22 protein-coding genes are annotated in these 24,490 nt (G+C 60.3%); 8 read left to right on the top strand and 14 right to left on the bottom strand.

Annotation, left to right across the window (positions count from 1 at the left end; translation table 11 throughout):
• Nucleotides 1–58: 58 nt before the first annotated feature.
• Nucleotides 59–1,540 carry an IMP dehydrogenase gene (gene guaB, locus HF945_RS04080; RefSeq protein WP_290524484.1) on the bottom strand — a complete coding sequence of 494 codons (1,482 nt, stop codon included), beginning with the start codon at nt 1,538–1,540 and terminating at the stop codon, nt 59–61.
• A 239-nt stretch (nt 1,541–1,779) separates the two neighbouring features.
• On the opposite strand from guaB, the gene xseA reads away from it, so the two are divergent.
• The gene (gene xseA, locus HF945_RS04075; RefSeq protein ID WP_290524483.1) at nt 1,780–3,138 is read left to right on the top strand and encodes an exodeoxyribonuclease VII large subunit; all 1,359 of its coding nucleotides are present in this window, start codon (nt 1,780–1,782) and stop codon (nt 3,136–3,138) included.
• On the opposite strand, the gene HF945_RS04070 is transcribed toward xseA, so the two are convergent.
• From HF945_RS04070 to ndk, 12 genes are all read right to left on the bottom strand, one after another.
• A complete protein-coding gene (locus HF945_RS04070; protein ID WP_290524482.1) occupies nt 3,083–5,002 on the bottom strand; it encodes an ATP-binding protein in 1,920 nt (639 codons plus the stop codon). The genes xseA and HF945_RS04070 overlap by 56 nt on opposite strands.
• Complete coding sequence (locus HF945_RS04065; RefSeq protein WP_290524481.1) at nt 4,999–5,826, bottom strand: hypothetical protein; 828 nt, start codon at nt 5,824–5,826, stop codon at nt 4,999–5,001. Before HF945_RS04065 ends, HF945_RS04070 begins: the two co-directional genes overlap by 4 nt.
• Before the next feature lie 31 nt (nt 5,827–5,857).
• The gene (locus HF945_RS04060) at nt 5,858–7,903 is read right to left on the bottom strand and encodes a TonB-dependent receptor (RefSeq protein ID WP_290524480.1); all 2,046 of its coding nucleotides are present in this window, start codon (nt 7,901–7,903) and stop codon (nt 5,858–5,860) included.
• Nucleotides 7,904–8,002: 99 nt separating this feature from the next.
• Nucleotides 8,003–9,409 (bottom strand): ribosome biogenesis GTPase Der, encoded by a 1,407-nt coding sequence (gene der / locus HF945_RS04055; RefSeq protein WP_290524479.1) that lies wholly within the window; start codon nt 9,407–9,409, stop codon nt 8,003–8,005.
• Nucleotides 9,410–9,550: 141 nt separating this feature from the next.
• Nucleotides 9,551–10,696: an outer membrane protein assembly factor BamB gene (gene bamB / locus HF945_RS04050; RefSeq protein ID WP_290524478.1), complete on the bottom strand. Its 1,146-nt coding sequence runs from the start codon at nt 10,694–10,696 to the stop codon at nt 9,551–9,553.
• A gap of 11 nt (nt 10,697–10,707) precedes the next feature.
• Entirely contained in the window at nt 10,708–11,343 is a 636-nt protein-coding gene (locus HF945_RS04045) for a tetratricopeptide repeat protein (protein WP_290524477.1), read from the bottom strand.
• A 263-nt stretch (nt 11,344–11,606) separates the two neighbouring features.
• Nucleotides 11,607–12,845, bottom strand: coding sequence for a histidine--tRNA ligase (gene hisS, locus HF945_RS04040; RefSeq protein ID WP_290525388.1), 1,239 nt, complete (start codon nt 12,843–12,845; stop codon nt 11,607–11,609).
• A 137-nt stretch (nt 12,846–12,982) separates the two neighbouring features.
• Complete coding sequence (gene ispG / locus HF945_RS04035; protein ID WP_290524476.1) at nt 12,983–14,101, bottom strand: flavodoxin-dependent (E)-4-hydroxy-3-methylbut-2-enyl-diphosphate synthase; 1,119 nt, start codon at nt 14,099–14,101, stop codon at nt 12,983–12,985.
• Between the two features lie 18 nt (nt 14,102–14,119).
• Nucleotides 14,120–14,992 carry a RodZ domain-containing protein gene (locus tag HF945_RS04030; protein WP_290524475.1) on the bottom strand — a complete coding sequence of 291 codons (873 nt, stop codon included), beginning with the start codon at nt 14,990–14,992 and terminating at the stop codon, nt 14,120–14,122.
• Entirely contained in the window at nt 14,989–15,771 is a 783-nt protein-coding gene (gene pilW / locus HF945_RS04025) for a type IV pilus biogenesis/stability protein PilW (protein WP_290524474.1), read from the bottom strand. The genes HF945_RS04030 and pilW overlap by 4 nt, the downstream gene beginning before the upstream one ends.
• Nucleotides 15,771–16,913, bottom strand: coding sequence for a 23S rRNA (adenine(2503)-C(2))-methyltransferase RlmN (gene rlmN, locus HF945_RS04020; protein ID WP_290524473.1), 1,143 nt, complete (start codon nt 16,911–16,913; stop codon nt 15,771–15,773). Before rlmN ends, pilW begins: the two co-directional genes overlap by 1 nt.
• Before the next feature lie 87 nt (nt 16,914–17,000).
• Nucleotides 17,001–17,432, bottom strand: a complete 432-nt coding sequence (gene ndk, locus HF945_RS04015; RefSeq protein WP_290524472.1) for a nucleoside-diphosphate kinase — start codon at nt 17,430–17,432, stop codon at nt 17,001–17,003.
• Nucleotides 17,433–17,728: 296 nt separating this feature from the next.
• Here ndk and sufB point away from each other — a divergent pair, with 296 nt between their 5' ends.
• The 7 genes from sufB (at nt 17,729) to HF945_RS03980 (ending at nt 24,044) form a co-directional block, all read left to right on the top strand.
• Nucleotides 17,729–19,168: a Fe-S cluster assembly protein SufB gene (gene sufB, locus HF945_RS04010; RefSeq protein WP_290524471.1), complete on the top strand. Its 1,440-nt coding sequence runs from the start codon at nt 17,729–17,731 to the stop codon at nt 19,166–19,168.
• Between the two features lie 138 nt (nt 19,169–19,306).
• Nucleotides 19,307–20,062, top strand: a complete 756-nt coding sequence (gene sufC, locus HF945_RS04005) for a Fe-S cluster assembly ATPase SufC (RefSeq protein ID WP_290524470.1) — start codon at nt 19,307–19,309, stop codon at nt 20,060–20,062.
• On the top strand, nt 20,059–21,285 hold the full coding sequence (gene sufD, locus HF945_RS04000; RefSeq protein ID WP_290524469.1) for a Fe-S cluster assembly protein SufD: 1,227 nt from the start codon (nt 20,059–20,061) through the stop codon (nt 21,283–21,285). The genes sufC and sufD overlap by 4 nt, the downstream gene beginning before the upstream one ends.
• On the top strand, nt 21,282–22,505 hold the full coding sequence (locus tag HF945_RS03995) for a cysteine desulfurase (protein ID WP_290524468.1): 1,224 nt from the start codon (nt 21,282–21,284) through the stop codon (nt 22,503–22,505). The genes sufD and HF945_RS03995 overlap by 4 nt, the downstream gene beginning before the upstream one ends.
• Nucleotides 22,506–22,608: 103 nt before the next feature.
• On the top strand, nt 22,609–22,968 hold the full coding sequence (locus HF945_RS03990; protein ID WP_290524467.1) for an iron-sulfur cluster assembly accessory protein: 360 nt from the start codon (nt 22,609–22,611) through the stop codon (nt 22,966–22,968).
• 1 nt (nt 22,969) lies between these two features.
• Nucleotides 22,970–23,512 (top strand): putative Fe-S cluster assembly protein SufT, encoded by a 543-nt coding sequence (sufT, locus tag HF945_RS03985; protein WP_290524466.1) that lies wholly within the window; start codon nt 22,970–22,972, stop codon nt 23,510–23,512.
• An 82-nt stretch (nt 23,513–23,594) separates the two neighbouring features.
• A complete protein-coding gene (locus HF945_RS03980; RefSeq protein ID WP_290524465.1) occupies nt 23,595–24,044 on the top strand; it encodes a SufE family protein in 450 nt (149 codons plus the stop codon).
• Between the two features lie 4 nt (nt 24,045–24,048).
• Here HF945_RS03980 and HF945_RS03975 read toward each other — a convergent pair whose 3' ends face one another.
• Nucleotides 24,049–24,435: a heme NO-binding domain-containing protein gene (locus HF945_RS03975; protein ID WP_290524464.1), complete on the bottom strand. Its 387-nt coding sequence runs from the start codon at nt 24,433–24,435 to the stop codon at nt 24,049–24,051.
• Nucleotides 24,436–24,490: the final 55 nt, after the last annotated feature.

The following is a 24,490-nucleotide window of genomic DNA, read 5'->3' as shown; positions in this document are numbered from 1 at the left end:
CTGGCGTCAGACATCCGACTTCAGACATCCGACCCCTTCAAGCACGACAGGTCTCAAATCACCCAACCGGGTAATTCGGCGCCTCTTTCGTGATGGTCACGTCATGCACATGGGATTCCTTCATCCCGGCAGCGGAGACTTTCACGAACTCCGGCTTGGTGCGCATTTCATCAACGGTGGCGCAGCCGGTGTAGCCCATGGAGGCCCGCAGCCCGCCCATCAGCTGATGCACGATGGCGCTCATGGGGCCTTTGTAGGGCACCCGGCCTTCAATACCTTCCGGCACCAGCTTCTCGATACCCGCTGCGGCATCCTGGAAGTAGCGGTCGGAGGAACCGGTCTTGCCGGACATGGCGCCCAACGAGCCCATGCCACGGTAGGCCTTGTAGTAGCCCCCCTGGAACAGCTCCACTTCACCCGGCGCCTCTTCGGTGCCGGCCAACAGGGAACCGATCATGATGGCGCTGGCACCGGCAGCCACTGCCTTGGCGATGTCACCGGAGAAACGGATACCACCATCAGCGATCAACGGCACACCGGTACCTTCCAGTGCTGCAGCCACCTCAGAGATGGCCGTGATCTGCGGCACACCGATGCCGGCGACGATACGGGTGGTACAGATGGAACCCGGACCAATACCCACTTTCACGGCATCGGCCCCCGCAGCCACCAGATCCTTTGCGGCCTGGGCGGTAGCAATATTGCCGCCGATCACCTGCACTTCCGGGTAATGCTTCTTCACCCAGGCGACACGGTCAATCACGCCCTGGGAATGTCCGTGTGCGGTATCCACCACGATCACGTCCACACCCGCTTCCACCAGCGCGGTAACACGCTCGTCGGTGCCTTCACCGGTACCCACGGCAGCGCCCACTCGCAGGCGACCCTGGGAGTCCTTGCAGGCGTTGGGGTATTTACGGGCTTTCTCGATGTCCTTCACGGTGATCATGCCACGCAGTTCGCCGGCATCGTTGACCACCAGCACCTTTTCGATGCGATTCTTGTGCAGCAGCAATTGCACTTCATCGGCACCGGCGCCTTCTTTCACGGTCACCAACCGGTCCTTGCCGGTCATGATGTCCTGGACGCGCTGGTCATAGTTGGTCACGAAACGGGTGTCGCGGCTGGTAACGATGCCGACCACCTTGTCGCCCTCGCCGTCTTTCTCAACCACCGGCACACCGGAAATGTTGTTGGCTTCGGTGAGGTTGAGCAGCTCGGCCACCGTGGCTTCCGGGCCAATGGTGATCGGATCTTTCACCACGCCGGATTCGTACTTCTTGACCATGCGCACGTTACGCGCCTGGGCTTCCACATCCATGCTCTTGTGGAGGATGCCGATGCCGCCTTCCTGGGCCATGGTAATGGCCAGGCGGTGCTCGGTGACCGTATCCATGGCTGCAGAGACCAGCGGAATGTTCAGGGAGATGTCCCGCGTCAGCTTGCTCTTCAGGGACACATCCTTGGGCAGCACATTGGAATGGGCGGGTACAAGCAGAACGTCGTCGAACGTCAATGCTTCTTGCACGATTCTGAGCATATTGCACCGTAGGAAGTGAGAGGGTTGCCACCAGAACCGCTGATTGGGGTTCTGTCAGGCGCACCCGGAGTTAAGGAGGAGGACCGGGTGCCGCCGGTTAAGGCGGCTGGCGGTCTCCGGTTTACCCAGAGCCTCGCCGGGCCACCCCCGGAAATTAAGCGGGCGATTATACGACATCTCGCCCCCTGTACACAATCCAGACAGTGGCAGAGAACAAAGAAAATCGCTACTCTCCCGCGATGAACATTTCATCGCGTACCGATCCCCTCTCCATCAGCCAGCTCAACCTGGAAGCCCAGGGCCTGCTGGAAGGCTCTTTTCCCCTGATCTGGCTACAGGGCGAGCTGTCCAACCTGTCCCGACCGTCGTCCGGCCACTGGTATTTCAGCCTCAAGGATTCACGGGCCCAGATTAACGCGGCCATGTTTCGAAACCGTAACAGGCAGGTGGGATTCCAGCCCCAGAATGGCCAGCAGATACTGGTGCGCGCCAAGGTCACGCTGTATGTGCCCCGCGGCAACTTTCAGATCGTGGTGGAGCACATGGAGCCCGCCGGTGAAGGGGCCCTCAAGGCGCAATTCGACGCGCTCAAGGCGCAGCTGCAAGCGGAAGGCCTGTTTGCCCAGGAGCGCAAGCAACCCCTGCCTCCCTGGCCCAACCAGATCGGCGTCATCACCTCCCCCAGCGGGGCCGCCATCCGCGATATTCTGCAGGTGCTGAAGCGTCGCTGCCCGTCCATTCCGGTGGTGATCTACCCCGCCGCGGTACAGGGCGCCGACGCACCCGGCCAGTTGCGACAGGCCTTGCAGTTGGCTACCCGGCGCAATGAGTGTGATGTGCTGATCATCGGCCGCGGCGGCGGCTCCCTGGAGGACCTGTGGGCGTTCAATGACGAAGCCCTGACCCGGGCTGTGGCCGCCTGCCCGATCCCCATCGTTTCCGCGGTGGGCCATGAGGTGGATACCGGCCTGACCGACTTCGCAGCAGACCTGCGCGCGCCGACCCCCTCGGCGGCAGCAGAACTGGTGAGCCCGGATCTGACCCAGGTCACCCAGCGACTGAGTGCCTTGCAGCGCCGGCTCAAATGGGTCATGGCCCAGCAGCTGCGCACTCCCGGCGACCGACTGCGCCACCTGACACAGCGACTACGCTCACCGCGCCATCATCTGGAGCAGAGCAGCCAACGGCTGGATGAGCTGCAGGCCCGCCTGCAGCGGCAGGTACGCCATCAACTTCGCCTCACAGAAAGCCGCCTGTTGCCCGTACAACAACGGCTGGCGCGCATTTCACCGCTACGGTTGCTGGAGGACCGCCAGCAACGACTGGCCAACCTGAAACAGCGACTGCCGCAGCCAGTCCTGCGCAGCATGGAACAGCAGCAGCAACAGCTCGGCAACCTGGGCAAGCGCCTGGACACCGCCAGCCCGCTGCAGACCCTGGCACGGGGCTACAGCATCAGCTTCAAGGGAAAGCAGGCAGTGCGATCGGTGGATCAGCTCCGACCCGGCGACACCGTCACCACCCGTTTACAGGATGGCGAGTTCAGCGCCCGGATTGAGCACGTTCAGGGGTCAGATACGGGGTCAGTACCCGACTGAGTTGCTGGCGACGGAAGGGCTTGGCCACATGGGCATTCATGCCCGCGCCCAGGCAGCGTTCACGCTCTTCTTCCATGGCATTGGCGGTAAGCGCAATCACCGGCATGGGCACCCGGCCCTGCTCCCGCTCCCACTGACGCAGGCGCCGGGTGGCTTCCATGCCATCCATGACCGGCATCTGCACATCCATGAGGATACAATCGAAGTCGCGCTGCTCGGCCTTGTCCAGCGCCTCACGACCGTTCATGGCCGTTACCACGGTCACCCCCATCTGCTCCAGAATCCGCCTTGCCACCATCAGGTTGACCTCGTTGTCTTCCACCAGCAGTACCAGTCCATTCAGGGTGCGAGGCTCCTCCTCCTGACCAATCAACACCACTTCACGGCCACTATCCATGTCGCTGCGGAAAAACATACGCAATGCCACCGTGAAGGTGCTGCCGCCGCCCGCTGAACTGGATAGCGTGAGGGTGCCGCCCAGCATTTCACTCAGCCGCCGGGCAATGGCCAGCCCCAGCCCGGTACCGCCAAAGCGGCGGGAGGTGGACGAGTCTACCTGGGAGAAGGCCTGAAACAGACGCGACTGCTTGTCTTCCGGGATCCCGATACCGGTATCCATAACGGACAACTTCACGTCCAGCCAGTCGCCCTTGACCTGGTGGGCACTGGCGGAGACGGTAATCCCGCCCTCATTGGTAAACTTGATGGCATTCGAGATCAGGTTGTTAAGCACCTGCCGCAATCGTGTGGGGTCCGTGCGCACCAGCTTGCCGCTGATCAGCGCGTCTTTCTCGAGTTTCAGGAACAGGCCTTTTTTCTCTGCCAGATAGCGGAACGTGGACAGGCAGTTCTCCAGCAGCGGATCCAGCTCGAAAAACACCGGATCAAGGTCCATGCGTCCGGCTTCAATCCGTGAAAAGTCCAGAATATCGTTGATCACATCCAGCAGGTGCCCGGTGGATTCCAGCGCCACCTGGGTATATTCGTGCTGCTCCCCGCTCTGCCGGGTCTGCTCCAGCAGCTGCAACATGCCCAGCACCCCATTCATGGGCGTGCGCAGTTCATGGCTCATCATCGCCAGGAAGTCACTCTTGGCCTGGCTGGCCGTCTGGGCCTGTTGGTGTGCGGCCTGCAGTTCGTTAATCGCGCTCTGTTGGTCGACCCGGGCTTCCTCCAGACTGCTGGCCAGCTGATTGATATCACTCTGCAGATCACCCAGCTCCCCCTGCAACTCACTGGTGCCGCGAACATGGTAATCCCCCCCGCGCAGGGTACGCAGCAGACCGGACAGGTAATTCAGCGGGGAGGCAATCTGCCGGGCCAGGTAGTGGGCAATCCACAACCCCAGGATCATGGCGGAAAGCGCCGGGATCAGGCTGGCCAGCAGAATCTCCTTCTGCCTGGCCAACAGGCGGGAACTGGACATCCCAAGCACCACTTCACCAATGCGTACCGGCGAATCATTGTCTGCGGCAGACACGCGCATGGTATCGGTATCCATCAGGGGCTGGCGGTAAATGCCGGAATGAAATTCGATAATACTGTTACCCGCCACCCGATCCTGGCGCCCCTCGTACAGCAGCACCTTGCCCTCGTTGTCGCGGAATACCACGTACTGCAGATCCGCCTGCTGCATGGCCAGCTGGGCCTGACGACGCAAATCACTGTAATTGCCCGCCAACACCCCATATTCCGACGAGGACGCCAGCTGGGACGCCATGAAACTGCCCAGCGCCTGCAAATCCCGATCCGCATCTTCAAACCGCTGCCAGGTCAGCGCCACCAGCAACAGGCCGAGCATAAACAGGGCGGGCACCACCCCGAGCAATTGCAGCTGCTTGCGAATGCCGCCTCCCAGATTCATGGCATCACCTCCAGCGCCGAGCGCAACGCTTCGGAATCGTGGAAGCGCATGTCAAAGCTGTTGGCCACATGTTCGTTGACGATCACAGAGGGGGTGTGCACAAACCCGGAGCGCCGGAAGCGCTTGCGTGAAGTAAATGATTCCAGCTGGACCAATGTCTCCGCGACCAGATCACCACCACTGGCAAACAGGCTGGCCGCACTCCCGGCATGAACATAACTCTGCTCTGGTCCAAACACGGGTCGGCGCAAGCGATAGCTGGTCAACAGAACCAGTTTGGCGGCATCCGGGCCAAACAGTTCCTCATCCACCGGCAGGACCAGGGCATCCAGCTCATCCAGCTCTTCCCGAAGCACCCTGCCCAACTCGGACAGGTCGGCCACTTTGAACAGGGTCAGTCCCAGCCGGCCACGGTAGTCCTTCACCGTCCCCTCTGACCAGGCACTGTCGCTGCCAATGATCACCCCTACCTTGGCGGCAACCGGCATCATCAGCTGCAGCATGGCAAGCTGATCATTCAGCGCGACACCTGCCCAGATAGCCGCGCAATGACACCCTTTACGGCGCAAACTGTCTTCCAGACTGCGACTGACAAATACACCCAGCACAGGCTTGTCATCACGTGCTGAACGCGAGAAGGCATCATCACCCAGTGCCACCAACAGATCGGCCTGCTCGCTGGTAGGGGTGATGCGGATATCCGGATCGCCGGCCTGCAAGGCATTCACGAAGCCGCTTTTAAACGGACCCTCCGCGGCCAGCACATGCACCTTCAGATGTTCCCGGGCAAACAGGGGCTCCCCCGACAACAACAGCCAGATCATCAGTAGCCAACATCCTTGTTGAACTCTCATGTCAGAACCTCACCGACATCCCCAGCCACATGCGATCTTCGGCATAAAGGTTTTCTTCAAACACCAGTGGCTGCTTGTTCAGCCCATGCTGCACCACGGCTTTCCATTCCCATTCACTCCCGGCCAGTTCATGCCGGAAACGCAGCTGCGCATCCACGCGCTCAAAGGTGTTGTCATTGTAATCACCGAACAGATAGTAGGCCGTGCTGAACCCCCAGTTGTCGGTCAGCTGCCAGGCCCACAACAGGCTGCCACTGTCACGGGCAGCCAGACGGGTTTCTGTCTTGATATTGGTACGGGTGTGGATATGCGCCCCGGTGGCCCTGAGCAGGTGATTGACGGAGGGTCGCCAGGTCAACTGGGCTTCCGTGCCCTGGTGAGCAACCTCGCCATCATTGGCGGGTTCAAATTCCGCGAAGTTGATGGCACCACTGATCAGATTGGTCAGGGTTTCCTGAAAGTAGCGAACATCCAGATCCAGCATCCGGAACTGACCGAAATAGCCGACCTCCCAGGAACGGATTTCTTCCGGCTCCTGGGTTCCAGGGCTGCTCTGGGTGGCAAAGAAAAACGCTGGCGACCATCCCAACAACCCTCGCGGGTCGCTGGCAAAAGGCGATGACAACTGCTGCGCCTCAATATTGGTGCGCGCTCGCTCCTCGTAAATGTCCGGGGTACGAATCGCTTCGGAATACACATAGCGGAGGCTGTGACCGGGCATGAAGCGCCAGTTCACCCCCGCACGGGGACTAAAGTTGGCGTCACTGATTTCATCGTGCTCCCAGTAACCGCCCAGGTTGACGAGAACATTGTCGATGACTTCGGCGGAGAGGTTGCCGAACACGCGGTAACTGAAATTCTCCTCCGTGCCGGACAGGAAGGTCTGTGAACGGGCACGGTCCTGCCTCACGTTGATACCACTGACCAGGCGAAGCCGGTCATTGATCTGCAGCGTGTCCTGCAGCTCCAGGTCATACCGCTCTTCCTGAACATCAAGCTCGTTGGTGGCACAGAAATCCCCTCCGGCCGCGGATAATGTGGCAAACCGGGACTGCACCGCCGGATCGGCGAATGAGGCGGCCAGCGTGGCACCGATATCACCGCCCGGGTTTTGCAGGTAGAAATCGCGCAGCTCCCGGGAAAAGAAAATCCCGCCGCCCGGGCCCGGCTGCCCCGTGGTCGGGTCGAAGTAGCACACATTGAAGTCCGTCACTTCGTTGTTGTACTGCCCATAGCCGGTGAGCTTGAGCTGGTGGGTCTGACTGAAGACATGCTGCCACTCCAGCTGCAGGAAGGCGCGTTCCCCCTTCTGCACCGGGTCCTGCTGATACGCACCAAGCTCGCCGATACTCGGGTCCTGCAACCGTTCCAGCCGGCTCATGCTACCCCCGGCCTGGATGCCAAAGGTATTCTTCTGGTCAAGGCTCCACAGCCATTCACTGTTCAGGGTTTCAATACGCTTGGCGTCGGGCAGTCTGCTGCCCTCGAAAGGCTCGTCGTAACCATCATCAGCACGGCGCGCCACAGACGCCCGCCAGGCCATATCCTCGGTCTGCCCGGCCGCAGCAGCACGGCCATCTCGAATGGCGTTGTTGCCCCCCGCCAGATAGACACTGCTACGACTGATATCCCGCGGATCACGGGTGATGATATTGATCACGGCTGCGAAGGCATTGGCGCCGTAGGCGGCAGCGGCAGGGCCCCGTGTCACCTCAATGCGCTCCACATCCTGGATATCAACGGGCATGTCATTCCAGTTCACCCGGGCAAGACCGGGCTGATACTGGCTTCGGCCATCCAGCAGCACCAGCATGCGGCGCACATCGCGGGCCTGGGTGGCATGGTAGGAAACGGTAGGGACATTGCCGTCCACCTTGATGGCAGACATGCCGGGCACCAGCTTGAGCACTTCGTAGAGCTCTCGGGCTCCACTGGCTTCAATCAGGTTACGGTCGATTACCGTCACACTGGCAGGGGCTTCAGACTGGGGCTGGCTGACCCGGGCCGGGGTCAGCACCATTCCCGGGGCGTCATCAAACGGCATCATGGGCTCCATGGCCCAAGAAGCTGGCGACAAGACCGTTATCGCAATGACAAACCCAATCCCCCGATCTTTGATAGCAACCCCCTCCCTGAGGCTAACGCGCTATTTCTTCATGCGCTTGATCATCCGGCGGCGCTTGTGGGCCTGACGATCGGTGAGCACATTCTTCTTGCCCTCATAGGGGTTGGAGCCGGACTTGAACTCCAACCGGATGGGCGTCCCTTCCAGCTTGAGCGCTTCCCGGAAACGGTTTTCGAGGAAACGCTTGTAGCTGTTGGGCAAGGATTCCGTGCGGTTGCCATGCAGCACAATGGTGGGCGGATTGTTGCCCCCCAGGTGCGCATAGCGCAATTTGGCCCGGAATCGACCGTTACGCGGCGGCGGGTGACCCGCCAGAATCGCCTCCATGATACGGGTCATCTCGTTGGTGCCGATCCGGATAAAGGCACTGTCCCATGCCTTTTCAACCATACCCCAAAGATCACCAACCCCGGTACCATGCAGTGCGGAGATGAACTTGATCTTCACCCAGGGAGCAAACTCCAGCCGGCGGCCCAGTTCCACACGTACCCGCTCCTTGTGGTCGGCATCCAGTCCATCCCACTTGTTCACCGCTATCATAAGCGCGCGGCCACTATCGAGAACATAGCCCAAAAGGTGAAGATCCTGGTCGGTGATGCCTTCCCGGGCATCGATCACGATGACCACCACCTGGGCTGCCTCAACAGCCTGCAAGGCCTTGATAACGGAAAACTTTTCCACCATCTCGTAAACCTTGCCACGGCGCCGCACCCCGGCGGTGTCGATCAGGGTGTACTTCTTGTCCATTCGCTCGAAGGGTACTTCGATGGAATCCCGAGTGGTGCCGGCATGGTCAAACACCACCACCCGCTCCTCGCCCAGCATCCGGTTGATCAGGGTGGATTTACCCACATTCGGGCGCCCCAGTACGGCCACACGAATGCTGCCATCGTTGGTATCCACCGGCTCGCCGTCTTCGTCGTAGTAGGGTTCCAGATCCGGAAAGGCCTCCAGCACGGTCTCGATCATGCTGCGCACCCCCCGGCCATGGGCTGCGGCAATGGGCAGCACATCGGTCATTCCCAGGGTATAGAAGTCGGCCATGGCCGTGTCCGGATCGATGCCGTCGGTCTTGTTCACCACCAGGTAGGTGGGCTTGGGAAGCTTGCGCAATTCCGCTGCTATCTGCTCGTCCGCCGCGGTCAATCCCGCCCGGCCGTCCACCATGAACAACACCAGATCGGCCTCCCCCACCGCAGTGAGGGATTGCTCGGTCATCGGCACATCAATGCCATCATCGTTTTCCCCGATCCCACCGGTATCCACCACGGTGTAGAGGAAGTCGCCCAGCCTGCCGTCACCGTATTTACGGTCACGGGTGAGGCCCGGGAAATCTGCCACCAGGGCATCGCGGGTACGGGTCAGGCGATTGAACAGGGTGGATTTGCCCACATTGGGCCGCCCCACCAGGGCGATAACCGGCTTCATAGGTATCTCTGCATGAGTATTTGAGCGCCATTTGAACGCTATTTGGGCGCTATGGTAACGCGAAACGGATTGGTTCGCTGCACGCAAAACGCCGACCAGAGGGGTCGGCGTTTGAATCATGGCACGATTGCGGCGTCAGGATTAACGAAGCTCCAATCGGTAGGCCGACAGCTTGCCATCAAAACCCACCACATAAAGCACATCATCATAGGCCACCGGGGTCCCCGCAAAGCCGTCGCCATCATGGCGCTTGCGGGCCACGATACTGCCGTCATCGGCATCCAGCCAGTGGATATACCCTTCGAAATCCCCAACGGCGACCAGTCCGTCCTGGTAGGCACTGCCGGTGAGACGGCGACCGTAGAGCTTGTCCTGCTTCCACAGCACGGCGCCGCTTCGCTGATCCACCGCCCGCACCACGCCTACATCATCTGCCACGAACAGACTGCCAGCACCACTGGTACTGATCACATGGGCGCTGGACATGGGTTTTTCCCAGTACTGGCGACCGGAATCCTGGTCCAGCACACCGATCTTGCCCTGAAAGCTCACCGCGAAAACGCCGCCGCCTTCCACAATCAGGTTACCGTCCACATCCACCAGACGATCCAGCTCGGAACGCCCGGTCGCCTCCGCAATGCGTGTTTCCCACACCGGCGAACCACTGGCCAGATCCAGCGCCGCCACCTTGGCATTGGCAAACCCGGCGTAAACCTTGTCGCCGGCAATGGTCGGCTGGGCCAGCCCACGCAGAGTCAGGGTGGGCGGGGGCGTTTCATAATCCCAGCGCTGTTCACCGGTCTCAGCATCCAGTGCCGTCACATGGCCATCCTGGGTCTGGAAAATGGCCAGGGAACCCTCTGTCACCGGAATCGCCAACGCCTCTCCACTGAGCTGGGTACGCCAGCGGGTTTCACCGGTTTCTGCATCCAGCGCCACCGCCATGCCTTCGCGGGTGCCGTACAGCACCATGCCGTAACCGGCATAGAAGGCCCCGGCAATGCGATCACCGGTCTTGATGCGCCATTGGCGCTTGCCGGTTTCACGGTCGATGGCATAGACCCGCCCTTCCACGTCACCGGCAATCACCTGCTGTGCAGTCACCGCAGGCCGCAGGGTTAGCTGGCTGTCCTGCAAACCATCACCCACGCCTTCACTCCACAGCCGCTTTACCTTGTAGCTGGCATCGAAGTCGGGCAATTCATTGGGCTCGATGGCATTGGGATTGGAACTGCAGCCCGCCAGCACAACACTGGCGAGCAGCAGGGGAAGCAGAAGGTTTCTCATGAAAATCCTGTTCAGGAAGCGGTCTTCAGATCGTCAAGTTTCATCTGCACACGGTCTTTTTCGCCACCGTCCTGCAGTACGTCCAGCGCCTCGCTGTAGCGGGCTTGCGCGGCATTCAGATCACCCTGCCCCTTGGCGGCGTCCCCGCGCAGCTCCAGGGCCATGCCGTTGAAGGCCTCCGGGAAAGCGCCTGACAGTACGGATTCCGCCTTGTCCCAGGCCTGTTGCTGCAGATGAACCCGTGCCAGACGCAACTTGGCAGTGTATGTCAGCGCATCGGTGGCACCGTTGTCAGCCACGTCTTCCAGCAACGTGGCGGCCGTATCATAGTCCGCCTTGGACACGGCCAGACTGGCCTTGGCAAGACGGGCATGGTCGGCATAGGCGGTGCCAGGGAAATCCTCGATCAGGACGTCGGCTTTCTCGGTCACTGCGTCTACCTCAGCCGCCCCCAGGGATTCCAGCATGCTCTGATACTGGCTGGAAGCATCCGCAGACTGCTCACCCTGGTAGCCCTGCCACTCGCGCCAGCCAATCAGCGCAGCCACGGCCAGCACAATGGTGATGATGGTGGCGGTACCGTTTTCCTTCCACCAGTTCTTGAGCAGTTCCGCCTGCTCTTCTTCGTCACGGATGTAATCGACCACCCTGATCTCCTTTCGTTTTTATATCCCGGGTTTCGGGTTCGTTGTTTGGCGGAGTTGAAAGTTAAAAGTTCAAAGTTGAAACGCGGTAAAGGCATTGCCATCCGGAAAGGATGTCTCCGCGATTCATCAGTCCTGAAGCGCGGGCATGGCCGACCAGCTCAAGAAAACCGGGCCCGCGCTTTTCAACTTTGAACTTTAAACTTTCAACTCGTCTGTCATCTCAAGCTGCAGCGCGACTTGCAGCTTGAAGCTTGTCGCTGTCTTCATCCCAGTAGCGAGGTCACCGCGTTGGCCACATCACCCTGGGCAACCTGAACCTGCTCACCCTGACCACGCAGCGGCTTCACTGTCACCACGCCATTGGCCAGTTCGTCTTCGCCGATAATCAGGGCCACGGCCGCACCGCTGCGGTCTGCCTTTTTCATCTGGCTTTTGAAACTGCCACCACCGCAATGCAGTTGCACGCTCTTGCCCGGCAGGGCATCACGCAACTCTTCGGCCAGCGCCATGGTGGGGGCCAACACATCGCCCATGGCCATCACATAGACGTCCACCGGCGCTGACAGTTCCGGCTTTTCCTGTTCCACCAGCAAAATCAGTCGCTCGACGCCCATGGCGAAGCCCACCGCCGGGGTCGGCTTGCCGCCCAGCTGTTCCACCAGACCGTCGTAGCGCCCACCGGCACAAACCGTCCCCTGGGCCCCCAGTGCATCGGTGACCCACTCAAACACGGTCTTGCCGTAGTAGTCGAGACCGCGCACCAGATAGGGATTCACTTTATAAGCAATGCCATTGGCATCCAGCAAGGCTTTCAGCCCATCGAAGTGGGCACGGGCATCATCATTCAGGTAGTCCGCCAGTTGCGGGGCATTTTCCAGCACCTGACGGGTCCCCGGGTCCTTGCTGTCCAGCACCCGCAAGGGGCTACGCTCGATGCGCTTGCGGGAATCTTCGTCGATCTGCTCCACATGCGCCTGCAGGTAGGCCACCAGGGCATCGCGGTAACGAGCGCGATCATCACTGTCGCCCAGGGAATTCAGCTCCAGGGTCACCTTGTCTGCCAGCCCAAGCGCTTTCCACAGGCGCGCGGTCATCAGGATGACCTCGGCGTCGATATCGGGACCGTCCATACCGAACGTTTCCACCCCGATCTGGTGGAACTGGCGGTAGCGACCCGCCTGGGGGCGCTCGTGACGGAACATGGGGCCGGTATACCAGAGCCGCTGCACCTGATTATAGAGCAGACCGTGCTGCTCACAGGCACGCACACAGCTGGCAGTTCCTTCCGGACGCAGAGTCAGGCTGTCACCGTTACGGTCGTCAAAGGTGTACATTTCCTTTTCGACGATGTCGGTCACTTCACCGATGCTGCGCTTGAACAGATCGGTCTGCTCCACAATCGGCATGCGGATCTCCTGGTAGCCATAACTGGCCAGCACACCGCGCACCTTGTCTTCCAGCCACTGCCACAGGCCGGTCTGCTCCGGCAGGATGTCATTCATCCCGCGAATGGAAGTGATTTTTTTATTTCCTGCCTTGCTCACTGCATTTCCTTCAAAACGCTGGACGCCGGACGCGAAACGCCCGACGCAACCACCATCATGGCGTCAGGCGTCGGGGATCCGCCATCCAGCGTCAGTTATTCACTACGCGCGATGATGCCTTTTTCTTCATCTTCGCGCTGCTTCTTGACCTTGGCGCGCACCATCCGCTCCAGCTCGTCCACCAGATCGTCCTTGGTGACGTGATGGCTTTTTTCGCCATTCAGGTAGGAGAGATTATTGGGGGTGCCACCGGTGAGGCCCACATCCGCTTCCCGGGCTTCGCCGGGCCCGTTGACCAGGCAGCCAATCACCGCCAGATCCACGGACTCATTGATGTCTTCCAGGCGCGCTTCCAGTTCATTAACGGTCTTGATCACATCGAAGTTCTGCCGCGAACAGCTGGGACAGGCAATGATGTTCACGCCTTTCTTGCGCAGGTTCAGACTCTTCAGAATGTCGAAGCCTACACGCACTTCTTCTACCGGGTCGGCGGCCAGGGAAATACGGATGGTGTCACCGATACCCTCCATCAGCAGGGAGCCCAGGGCCACCGCTGACTTCACGGTGCCAGAACGGAAGGTACCAGCCTCGGTGACCCCAAGATGCAGGGGCTGCTCGATCTGCTGCGACAACTTGCGGTAGGCCTGCAGGGTCATGAACACGTTGGACGCCTTCACGCTGACCTTGAAATCCTGGAAATCGTGGCGATCCAGAATATCCACATGACGCATGGCGGACTCCACCAGGGCGTCGGAGGTGGGCTCACCGTATTTACGCTGCAGTTCCTTTTCCAGTGAGCCGGCATTCACACCGATGCGGATGGGAATACCCTTGTCTTTGGCGCACTGGATAACCGCCTTGATACGATCCTCGCGGCCGATGTTGCCGGGATTGATACGCAGGCAGTCCACGCCCTTTTCAGCCACGGCCAGAGCGATCTTGTAGTCGTAATGAATGTCCGCCACCAGCGGCACATCCACCTGCTTGCGGATTTCACCGAAGGCGTCCGCCGCCTCCATGGTCGGCACGGAGACCCGCACGATATCCACGCCGGCATCCTGCAAACGCTGAATCTGGCCCACGGTGGCCGCCACGTCGCAGGTTTCAGTATTGGTCATGCTTTGAACGGAGATGGGCGCGTCACCGCCCACCGGCACCTTGCCGACAAAGATCTGTCGGGTCTTGCGGCGCTCGATTTTGACTTCCGGTTCCATGGCTTGTCTCGGTATTGATCAGGGGAGCGTCAGTTTGACCACGCTACCAGGAGAATCCGTCGGCAAGGTGACAGCCTCACCATTGAGATACATTTCGCTCACTGCGGCCGCGTCGCCGATCTTGAGACTAAAAGGTGCCCGGCCATCCACGCGCAGGGTGGCACCCGCAGGTTTCACCCCCTGGCGAAGCACGCGGTTATTGGCATCGCGAATTTCCATCCAGCAGTCCGCTGACAGGTCCAGCACCAGACGGTCCAGACCGTTGGACGCCAGCATTTGTGGATCGACCGCCGGGGCTTCCGGCTCGGCGACCGGTGCCTCAGCCTCGACCGGCGCATCCAGCGTCTCACCGTCTGGCAGCGCCTGGGTGTCGTCCATTTCCAGAGCATCCGCCTCGGCCATATCAGCAGCATCCTCTTCGCCAGAGGAAAGCGGCGCTGATGTGGCCGGGTTGTCCAGACCGGCATCCTCGCTCATGTCATTCACCGGCTCAGGGGCGACCGTCTCGTTCCCCGCCTGGGGCCAGAACAGCACCGCCAGCACACCCACCACAACCGCAATCAGCACCCAGCCCAGTGGACGGGCGAACAGTTTTGGACGACGGGGCATGCTCGGCAGCTCCAGCGGCTTGTCGAACGCATCCTCGTTGACCATCTGCTGGAAGGTGTTGGCTACCTCATCCGCGGGCAGTCCCAGCAGGCGAGCATAATTCCTGAGGTAACCCTTGACGAAGGTTGCCTCTGGCAGACGCTCGTAATCATCGGCTTCCAGCGCCAGCAGATAGGTCTGGGACAGATGCATTCGCTTGGCGGCTTCTGCGGGAGTCCAGCCCATGGCCTCGCGGGCCTTGCGGCAACGCTCACCGGGCAACACCACCATCTTGTCACTCATTGTGCGCTCTCCCGTGAAGCTTTCCAGTCCTGCCACTCACGAAACTCCGGTGAGCGACGATAGAGGTTTTCCAGTGCCAGCGCATAGCTCGACAGTTGATCCTTGTAGTCCAGCGTGGAAGCCAGCTGGGCGCCCAGCAACAGCGAGCGGGCACTCTGACGGTCTGAACGCTGGACATACTGCTGATAGTAATCCCAGGCCAGCCGCGCACGATCCTCCTGGAAGTAAAGGTCGGCCAGTTCAAGATTGGGAAGCACAGCACGGGGATTCAGGCGCAGCGCCTTGATAAAGGCCTTCTGGGCGGCCTCATCCTGGCCCAGCTCCCGGTAGCAACGCCCCATGTTTTCCCAGGCACTGCCACGACCACTGTAACTGGGATCATTGGCGGCCCGCTCGAAACGCTTCAGGGCATCGTCATACTCGCCTCGGGAATACAGCAGCGTGCCGTAGTTGTTCTGTGCGGGTGAGTAGCTGCGATCAGCACTGACCGCCTTTTTGTAGTGATATTCTTCCATCTCCGGGTCCTGCTCGTACTTGTAGAGCAGTGCCATGGCGTTATGCGCCACCGCACTGTCATCATCGAGCTGGAGTGCACGGGAGAAATGTCGACGCGCCTCGGCAGGGTCACCCTGCTGAAGATACTGTAGCCCGGCAGCAACACGACTGGTCACTGCTTCATCGACTTTGACTTCCCGCCCGCCGGATTCCACCGTCACACAACCGGTGGTGAGAAAGCCTGCAACCAGCAGGCCAAGAAAACCGCGAATAAAAGGATTCATTACGCTTGCGCTGTATTGTTATCCGTGTGTTCAGAGCGGTGAAAAATGGATTGCTTCCAGCGCTCACTGCGCCGGGTACGGTCCTGCACCTGCCCCACCAGCTGACCACAGGCGGCGTCGATATCATCACCGCGCGTCGTCCTGACCGTAGTCAACAATCCATTGTCATTCAGATACTTATGAAACTCCAGAATATCGCTCTTGCGTGAGCGTTCATAGCCCGCATGGGGAAAAGGATTGAACGGGATCAGGTTCACCTTCACCGGAATGCCGTTAAGCAGTTTAACCAACTGGCGGGCATGTTCCGGTTTGTCGTTCACATCCCGGAGCATCACATATTCCATGGTGATGGTGTTGTGCTTGTGGGAAATATTCTTGGTGTAGCGCTTGCAGGCCGCCATCAGCTCTTTGAGCGGATACTTGCGGTTCAGCGGTACCAGTTCATTGCGCAGCTCGTCATTGGGCGCGTGCAGGCTGACCGCCAGCGCCACATCCAGGTCCTGGCTGAGCTGGTCCATCTTCGGGATCACCCCGGAGGTAGACAGGGTAATACGCTTCTTGCCAATGCCGTAGCCCAGGTCATCCTTCATGATGCGCATGGCAGTGAGCACCTTGTCATAGTTGAGCAGGGGCTCGCCCATGCCCATCATCACCACATTGGTGATCGGGTGCTCGCCCAGATTGCGGCGCGGACCAAAGGACCGGCTGGCCTGCCACACCTGGCCGATGATTTCGGCACTGGTCATGTCCCGCTGGAAGCCCTGCTTGCCAGTGGAGCAGAAGCTGCAGTCCACGGCACAGCCCACCTGGGACGACACACACAGGGTGCCGCGGCGGCCATCGGGAATAAAGACGGTTTCCACGGCACCACCGTTATCCATTTCGAACACCCATTTGCGGGTGCCGTCACGGCTGATGCTCTCGTGGATCACTTCCGGAGCGCGAATTTCCGCCACCTCGGAGAGTTTCTGGCGCAATGCCTTGCCGACATCGGTCATTTGCTCGAACGAATCCGCCTGATGATGGTGGATCCACTTCAGCACCTGCTGGGCACGGAATTTCTTCTCCCCCATTTCCAGGAAGAACGCTTCCATTTGCGGGCGATCGAGACCGAGCAGATTGACTTTCTGTTGGGCTGTCATGGCATTTCTCCAGTAGGAAACACGGTTTCCTGATAAGCGCCAGCCACGACCGAAGGCCGTGGCTGGAGGTTGCTCACTCGCTGAAACTTAGCGGGTGCGCGGGCACAGTTCTTCGTCAGAGAAGAAGTAGGCCACTTCACGGGCAGCAGACTCGGTGGAGTCGGAGCCATGTACCGCGTTTTCGTCAATGGTTTGAGCGAAATCGGCACGAATGGTTCCGGCTTCCGCGTCCGCAGGGTTGGTAGCACCCATCAGGTCACGGTTCTTGGCTACGGCGCCTTCGCCTTCCAGAACCTGAACCACAACAGGACCACTGGTCATGAAGGACACCAGATCCTTGAAGAAAGGACGCTCTTTGTGCTCGGCGTAGAAACCGCCGGCCTGCTCGTCGATCAGGTGTACCATCTTCATGGCGACAACTTTCAGGTCAGCCTTCTCGAAACGGGCAACGATGTCGCCGATTACGTTCTTGGCCACGGCATCAGGCTTGATGATAGAGAGGGTGCGCTCAACAGCCATCAGTCTGTTCACTCCAGATTTGCGTTAAATGGTCCTCGGAAACCCAAACGGTTCCCCGGGGCAATGACAGGGGCGATCGGCAGACTGGCAAAGCAGCCCACGCAGCAACCCCCTGGAACCGGCGGATTATACGCAAGAGAGGCGAATTATGATACCGTTGCCGCCCCGTCGGACACGCACCGCCCCGCCGTCACCGGGCCGCGGCCATTTCACACCCGCCCCCATTCGACAGCGCCCGCGAAAGGCGTATAATACCCGACTAAATTACTCTGGTATTCAATCGCAGGCACTGATCTATGAGCCAAGCCGAACTGGACAAGCTGATTCGCTCCAACTACGAGGCCGGTTTCACCACCACGGTGGACGCCGAGACCCTGCCCCCGGGCCTGAGCGAGGACGTCATCCGCTTCCTGTCTGCCAAGAAGGAAGAGCCGGAATGGATGCTGGAATGGCGACTGGAAAGCTACCGCAAGTGGCAGGAAATGCCCTCTCCGGGCTGGGCACATCTGTCCCATCCGCCCATCGATTTCAATGAGGTGTCCTACTATTCCAAGCCGAAGAGCCTGGACGACGCCCCCAAGAGCCTGGATGAGGTAGACCCGGAACTACTGGCCACCTATGAAAAGCTGGGCATCCCCCTGCACGAGCAGGAAATGCTGGCCGGCGTAGCCGTGGACGTGGTGTTCGATTCCTCTTCGGTATTTACCACCTTCAAAGAGAAGCTGGCGGAAGCCGGGGTGATCTTCTGCTCCATCTCCGAGGCCATCAAGGAGCACCCGGAGCTGATCCGCAAGTACCTGGGCTCTGTGGTCCCTCAGGGTGACAACTTCTATGCGGCCCTGAACAGCGCGGTGTTCTCCGACGGTTCCTTTGTTTACATCCCCAAGGGCGTACGCTGCCCCATGGAGCTGTCCACCTACTTCCGCATCAACGAAGCCAATACCGGCCAGTTCGAGCGCACCCTGATCGTGGCCGACGAAGGTAGCTACGTGAGCTACCTGGAAGGGTGCACCGCGCCCCAGCGGGACGAGAACCAGCTGCACGCCGCCGTGGTCGAGCTGGTGGCCCTGCCCGGTGCCGAAATCAAGTACTCCACGGTCCAGAACTGGTACCCCGGTGACGAGAACGGCAAGGGTGGCATCTACAACTTTGTGACCAAGCGCGGCGTGGCCCACGACAACAGCAAGATCAGCTGGACCCAGGTGGAAACCGGCTCCGCCATCACCTGGAAGTACCCCTCTGTGATCCTGCGTGGCGACAACAGCATCGGCGAGTTCTACTCGGTGGCCCTGACCCGCCACATGCAGCAGGCGGACACCGGCACCAAGATGATCCACCTGGGCAAGAACACCAAGAGCACCATCATATCCAAGGGCATTTCTGCAGCACGCAGCCAGAATGCCTACCGGGGCCTGGTACGCATCAGCCCGCGGGCGGAAAACGCGCGCAACTTTACCCAGTGCGACTCCCTGCTGCTGGGCGATCAGTGCGGCGCGCACACCTTCCCGTACATCGAGTCGAAGAACCCCACGGCCACCATTGAGCACGAGGCCACCACCTCCAAGGTGAGTGATGACCAGATGTTCCTGTGTCGCCAGCGTGGCATCGACCCGGAGAAAGCCGTATCCATGATCGTGAACGGCTTCTGTAAAGAGGTGTTCAAGGAACTGCCCATGGAGTTCGCCGTGGAAGCCGGCAAGCTGCTGGAAGTGAGCCTGGAAGGCGCGGTGGGCTAACACCCGAGACCAACTACGCCGTAGGAGCTTGCCTGCAAGCGATCGATCTTGCTCAAATCGCTTGCAGGCAAGCTCCCACAGCAACCCTGAATCAACCCGGTGCCGGACTCCCGGCCCAATCGAAAGGCGCATCAAAACATGCTGGAAATTCGTGATCTTCACGCCTCCGTGGCGGACAAGCCGATTCTCAAGGGCCTGAACCTGACCGTGAACCCGGGCGAGGTGCACGCCATCATGGGCCCCAACGGCTCCGGCAAATCCACCCTGGCCAACGTGCTGTCCGGCCGTGACAACTACGAAATCACCGGTGGCGAAGCCCTGTTCGAAGGCAAGAGCCTGGCGGACATGGAACCGGAAGAGCGCGCCCAGGCGGGCCTGTTCCTGGCGTTCCAGTACCCGGTGGAAATCCCCGGTGTCTCCAACATGGAATTCCTCAAGGCGGCACTGGAATCCGTGCGCGGCGCCCAGGGCAAGGAAGAGTGGGATTCGGTCACCTTGCTTCGCCAGGCCCGGGCTGCCTGCAAGCAGGTCAGCCTGGATGCCAGCTTCCTCAAGCGTGGCGTCAACGAGGGCTTCTCCGGTGGCGAGAAGAAGCGCAACGAAATCATGCAGATGATGCTGATGGAGCCCAAGCTGGCACTGCTCGACGAGACGGATTCCGGCCTCGACATCGACGCCCTGCAAGTGGTCGCCAAAGGGGTCAATTCCCTGCGCAGCCCGGAGCGCGGCATCGTGCTGGTCACCCATTACCAGCGCCTGCTGGACTACATCGTGCCGGACTTTGTACACGTGCTGTACAACGGCCAGATCATCAAGTCCGGCGGCAAGGAACTGGCACTGGAACTGGAACAGAAAGGCTACGGCTGGCTCACCGGCGAGGAAGAATCTGCATGAGCTTAACCTCCTCAAACCTGGCTCTCGACCTGAAAACCCAGACCCTGGCCAGCGCCCGCCGTCTGGCCGGTGACGGTGCAGACCTGGGCGAGCTGGAGGCGGTCGACTTTCCTGAGCGCAAGACCGAGCGCTGGAAGTACACCTCTCTGCATGCCCTGGCTGACGGGCACCTGAATGGCATTGCCAACGGCGAACTGAGCAGCCCCCTGCCCGCCCTGAGCGAATACGTGGTCACCCTCACCAATGGCGAGCTGACCGGCAGCACCCTGCCCGCTGGCGTCAACCTGCATCATGACAGTCCCGCCGTGAACGGACTGGATACTCCGTTTGCGCTCTACAACAGCGCTGTGGCCCGTCCTGTCGTGCTGGAAGTGGCCGCCAATACCCGTATCGAGCAGCCGATCCACGTGCAGATTCAGTCTGCCAGCGACGCACCGGCGCACTGCAACCCCCGCGTGATCGTCAAGCTCAACACGGGCGCTGAAGCCACCGTGATCGAGCATGTCCACGCCGAAGGCCAGGCTTTGACCAACGCAGTCACCGCACTGATCACCGCCGACAACGCCCAGCTGACCCATTACCGCCTGCAGGGGGAGCAGGCCTCCACCCTGTACATCGGCACCCTGGTGATCGACCAGCAGGGCGTGAGCACGGTGAACAGCTACCAATTGATGACCGGTAACCGCCTGCGTCGTAACGATGTCCACGCCCTGGTGGGCAAAAGCGGCGCCGAACTGAACATGAAAGGCATCTTCGTGGTGCGCGACAAGAGCCACGTGGACAACCAGATGTGTGTGGAACATGCGGTGCCCAACTGCCAGTCCGACCAGAACTTCAAGGGTCTGGCCGGCGAAAGTGGCAAGGCCGTATTCAACGGCCGTATTCACATCCACCCCGGCGCCAGTGGCACCAACGCCGAACTGTCCAACAAGAATCTGCTGCTCAATGCCGGTGCGGAGATCAACACCAAGCCGGAGCTGGAGATCTACAACGACGACGTTAAGTGTGCCCATGGCACCACCGTCGGCCAGCTGGATGCCACCCAGCAGTTCTACCTGCAATCGCGCGGCATCCCGGCGGCAGAAGCCAAGCGCATGCTGAGCCTGGGCTTCGTCAACGAACTGCTGATGGCCCTGCCCCACGAGAAAGTGGCGGAATGGGCCCAGCCCTGGCTGGAAGCCGAGCTGACCCACGCCAGCCCGGCGGGAGATGCGGCGGCATGACCGTGAAGGCACTGGATATCAACGCCCTGCGCGCCCAGTTTCCGATTCTGGACCAGCAGGTCAACGGCAAGCCGCTGGTCTATCTGGATAATGGCGCCACCACCCAAAAACCGGTGGCGGTACTGGACGCCCTGCAGAATTACTACCGTGGCGTGAATTCCAATGTGCACCGTGGTGCCCACTACCTGAGTGACGAAGCCACCGGCCAGTTCGAGGGTGCACGCCAAACCGTGGCGGACTTCCTCAACGCCAGCCGGGAAGAAATTCTCTGGACCAAGGGCACCACCGAATCCATCAACATCGTTGCCCAGTGCGTGGCCCGCGAGCGCCTCCAGCCCGGCGACGAGGTACTGATCGGCACCAGTGAACACCATGCCAACATCGTGCCCTGGCAACAGGCCTGCGAAGCCACCGGCGCCACCCTCAAGGTGATCCCGCTACGTGACGATTGCAGCCTGAATCTGGACGCTTTCGAGCAGCTGCTCAGCGAAAAAACCAAAATCTTCGCCATCGGCCATGCCAGCAATGCGCTGGGCACCCTGAACCCGGTGAAGGACATGGTTGCCCGCGCAAAAGCGGTGGGCGCCATCACCCTGATCGACGGCGCCCAGGCCGTGGCCCACTTCCCGGTGGATGTGCAGGACCTGGACGTGGATTTCTACGCCTTTTCCGGCCACAAGCTGTTCGGCCCCACCGGCATCGGCGTGCTCTATGGTCGCCGCGCACTGCTGGAGGCCATGCCGCCCTACCAGACCGGTGGCGAAATGATCGAAGTGGTCACCTTCGAGAAGAGCACCTGGAACCAGCTGCCCTACAAGTTCGAGGCTGGCACCCCCAACATTGCCGGGGCAATCGGTCTTGGCGCCGCCATCAACTGGCTCAATACCCAGGATCGCCCTGCCCTTGAAGCCCATGAAAACGCGCTGTTGGCCCGGGCCACAGAAAAGGCAGAGGCTTTCGATGGCTTGAAAATCATCGGCACCGCCGCCAACAAGGTAAGTGTATTGTCCTTCCTGCTGGAGGGCGGTCACCCGGCGGATGTGGGCATGCTGCTGGACAAGCAGGGCGTGGCAGTACGCACCGGCCATCACTGCACCATGCCGTTGATGGATTCGCTCGGTATTCCGGGCACTGTGCGTGCCTCGTTCTCGATTTATAATACCCTTGATGAGGTGGATCGCCTGTTCGAGGCACTGGAGAAGGTGAAAACCTTCCTGTAACCCCGGACGCCGGACGCCGGACGCCGGAGCACGATCCCACATTGGTTTTCAGCGTCAAGCGTCAGGCATCAAGCATCTGGCGTTTTGGCAAGGTAGGTAATTCATGACAGTTCAGACATTTACTCCCGGTCAAATCACCATCCACCTGACCGAAGCAGCCAATAAACAGGCGCTGCGTGAAATCGCCCGCGCCAATGCCGCCGGCATCCGTCTGGACCTGGACGAATCCGGCTGCTCCGGGTTCATGTACGTGCTTGAATTCGTGGAAGAGGCCAAAGATGGCGACCAGTTGTTCGTCATCGACGACGTGAACCTGTACGTGCCGGAAAAGTGGCTGCCCATGCTCAACGGCCTGGTCATCGATTACGTCACCGAAGGCGTCAACAGCCTGTTCAAGTTCCGCAACCCCAACGCCACCGGCGAATGCGGCTGCGGCGAGAGCTTTACCGTCGAAGAGGTATAACTTGGCAGAGCAAAGAACGGTTGTCGTCTCCCGTGATGTCCCGGCCCGCAAGGTGCCGGACGGCACCCGTATTACCATCCCCAAGAACAGCTTCGTGAACCTGCGCCAGGCCCTGGGTGGCACCTACACGGTGACTATCAACGGTAACATGGCGCGCATTGACGGCACCGACGCCGATGCCATCGGCCAGCAGCCGCTGGAACTGAACTTCGCCCCCGCCAATGAGGACGGCAGCGTGCGCCAGGAAGACCTGGACAATACCCTGCAGACCATCTTCGACCCGGAAATCCCGGTGAGCATCAAGGAGCTGGGGCTGGTCTACGGCTGTGACGTGATCCGCCGTGACGGCGAGAACGTGGTCCAGGTCCGCATGACCCTCACCGCCCCCAACTGCGGCATGGGCCCGGTACTGGTGGGCGATGTTGAAGATCGCCTGGGCAAGGTGCCCAACGTGGACAAGGTGGAAGTGGCCCTGGTATTCGACCCGCCCTGGAGCCGCGAGATGATCAGTGAAGAAGCCCAGCTCGAACTGGGGATGTTCTGACAAGAGACGCTGCACGCTTCACGCAACATGCAGCACGCAAAACCCAGTAAACCTGCAGCCAGAGATAACGGAGTTCAACGACGTGTCATTTGATATTCGCAGCATCAAGCTTGGCAAGGATGTGACTGCCGAGGACATTGCCGAGGATCTGGAATTTCTGGATGACTGGGAAGAGCGTTATCGCTACATCATTGATCTGGGTAAACAGCTACCCGGCCTGCCCGATGAGCTGAAAACCGAAGACCGCTTTGTGCGGGGCTGCCAGAGCCAGGTGTGGCTGGAAACGGATTACGACAGTGATGCCGACACCCTGTATCTGGCCGTGGAGTCCGATGCGCTGATCGTGAAAGGGCTGGCGGCGATTGTTCTGTCTGCCCTGAACCAGCAATCCCCCAAGGCCATACACGACTATGATATGGACGGCTTCTTCGACCGTATCGATTTGCTCAGTCATCTGAGCCCCACCCGCGGCAACGGCCTGCGGGCCATGGTCGCCAAGATCAAGCACCAGGCCGAACAGCTCGCCGCCTGAGCCGTCAGACCACCTGACGCGCCGCCATCTCGTTGGCGCTGAACTGGAACACGAAGTGCACTGCACCCTGCTCGCCCGGCTCCGAGGCGAGCAGACTCAGCTCTTCATGAAACCAGCGGGCAATGCCCTTCACCGCTCCCGGAATCATCGCCCCCATATTGCGGCTGGACGCATAGCAAATCTCAACCAGCCCTTTGCCGCAGCGTTTGACCGTGATATTGGGCGCCTGCGCTGACGGGTCCTTGAGCCTGAGGATACGCTCATGGGTCTGCTGCAGATTGACGAGAAAACTGACCGCATCCGTATCAGGGGGAATCATGGCCTTGTAGAGCTGCATCAGCGGGGCAATCACCCACTCACCGAAATCCGCCAGCAGGTCATCACGTCGCAACCCGGTGGCAAGGGAGCCTCTGAATAACTCCTTGCATACTCAGTCTTTCAGGCTG

It is taken from the genome of Alcanivorax sp., from assembly GCF_017794965.1.
In the GTDB taxonomy this organism is placed as follows: Bacteria; Pseudomonadota; Gammaproteobacteria; order Pseudomonadales; family Alcanivoracaceae; genus Alcanivorax.
This window is presented reverse-complemented; position numbering and strand designations above follow the sequence as displayed.

What these genes read in the sequence shown, in the direction of transcription:
- guaB (WP_290524484.1), bottom strand. Translation starts at nt 1,540, where the DNA reads ATGCTCAGAATCGTGCAAGAAGCATTGACGTTCGACGACGTTCTGCTT.
- xseA (WP_290524483.1), top strand. Translation starts at nt 1,780, where the DNA reads ATGAACATTTCATCGCGTACCGATCCCCTCTCCATCAGCCAGCTCAAC.
- HF945_RS04070 (WP_290524482.1), bottom strand. Translation starts at nt 5,002, where the DNA reads ATGAATCTGGGAGGCGGCATTCGCAAGCAGCTGCAATTGCTCGGGGTG.
- HF945_RS04065 (WP_290524481.1), bottom strand. Translation starts at nt 5,826, where the DNA reads ATGATCTGGCTGTTGTTGTCGGGGGAGCCCCTGTTTGCCCGGGAACAT.
- HF945_RS04060 (WP_290524480.1), bottom strand. Translation starts at nt 7,903, where the DNA reads ATGATGCCGTTTGATGACGCCCCGGGAATGGTGCTGACCCCGGCCCGG.
- der (WP_290524479.1), bottom strand. Translation starts at nt 9,409, where the DNA reads ATGAAGCCGGTTATCGCCCTGGTGGGGCGGCCCAATGTGGGCAAATCC.
- bamB (WP_290524478.1), bottom strand. Translation starts at nt 10,696, where the DNA reads ATGAGAAACCTTCTGCTTCCCCTGCTGCTCGCCAGTGTTGTGCTGGCG.
- hisS (WP_290525388.1), bottom strand. Translation starts at nt 12,845, where the DNA reads ATGAATGACATCCTGCCGGAGCAGACCGGCCTGTGGCAGTGGCTGGAA.
- ispG (WP_290524476.1), bottom strand. Translation starts at nt 14,101, where the DNA reads ATGGAACCGGAAGTCAAAATCGAGCGCCGCAAGACCCGACAGATCTTT.
- HF945_RS04030 (WP_290524475.1), bottom strand. Translation starts at nt 14,992, where the DNA reads ATGAGTGACAAGATGGTGGTGTTGCCCGGTGAGCGTTGCCGCAAGGCC.
- pilW (WP_290524474.1), bottom strand. Translation starts at nt 15,771, where the DNA reads ATGAATCCTTTTATTCGCGGTTTTCTTGGCCTGCTGGTTGCAGGCTTT.
- rlmN (WP_290524473.1), bottom strand. Translation starts at nt 16,913, where the DNA reads ATGACAGCCCAACAGAAAGTCAATCTGCTCGGTCTCGATCGCCCGCAA.
- ndk (WP_290524472.1), bottom strand. Translation starts at nt 17,432, where the DNA reads ATGGCTGTTGAGCGCACCCTCTCTATCATCAAGCCTGATGCCGTGGCC.
- sufB (WP_290524471.1), top strand. Translation starts at nt 17,729, where the DNA reads ATGAGCCAAGCCGAACTGGACAAGCTGATTCGCTCCAACTACGAGGCC.
- sufC (WP_290524470.1), top strand. Translation starts at nt 19,307, where the DNA reads ATGCTGGAAATTCGTGATCTTCACGCCTCCGTGGCGGACAAGCCGATT.
- sufD (WP_290524469.1), top strand. Translation starts at nt 20,059, where the DNA reads ATGAGCTTAACCTCCTCAAACCTGGCTCTCGACCTGAAAACCCAGACC.
- HF945_RS03995 (WP_290524468.1), top strand. Translation starts at nt 21,282, where the DNA reads ATGACCGTGAAGGCACTGGATATCAACGCCCTGCGCGCCCAGTTTCCG.
- HF945_RS03990 (WP_290524467.1), top strand. Translation starts at nt 22,609, where the DNA reads ATGACAGTTCAGACATTTACTCCCGGTCAAATCACCATCCACCTGACC.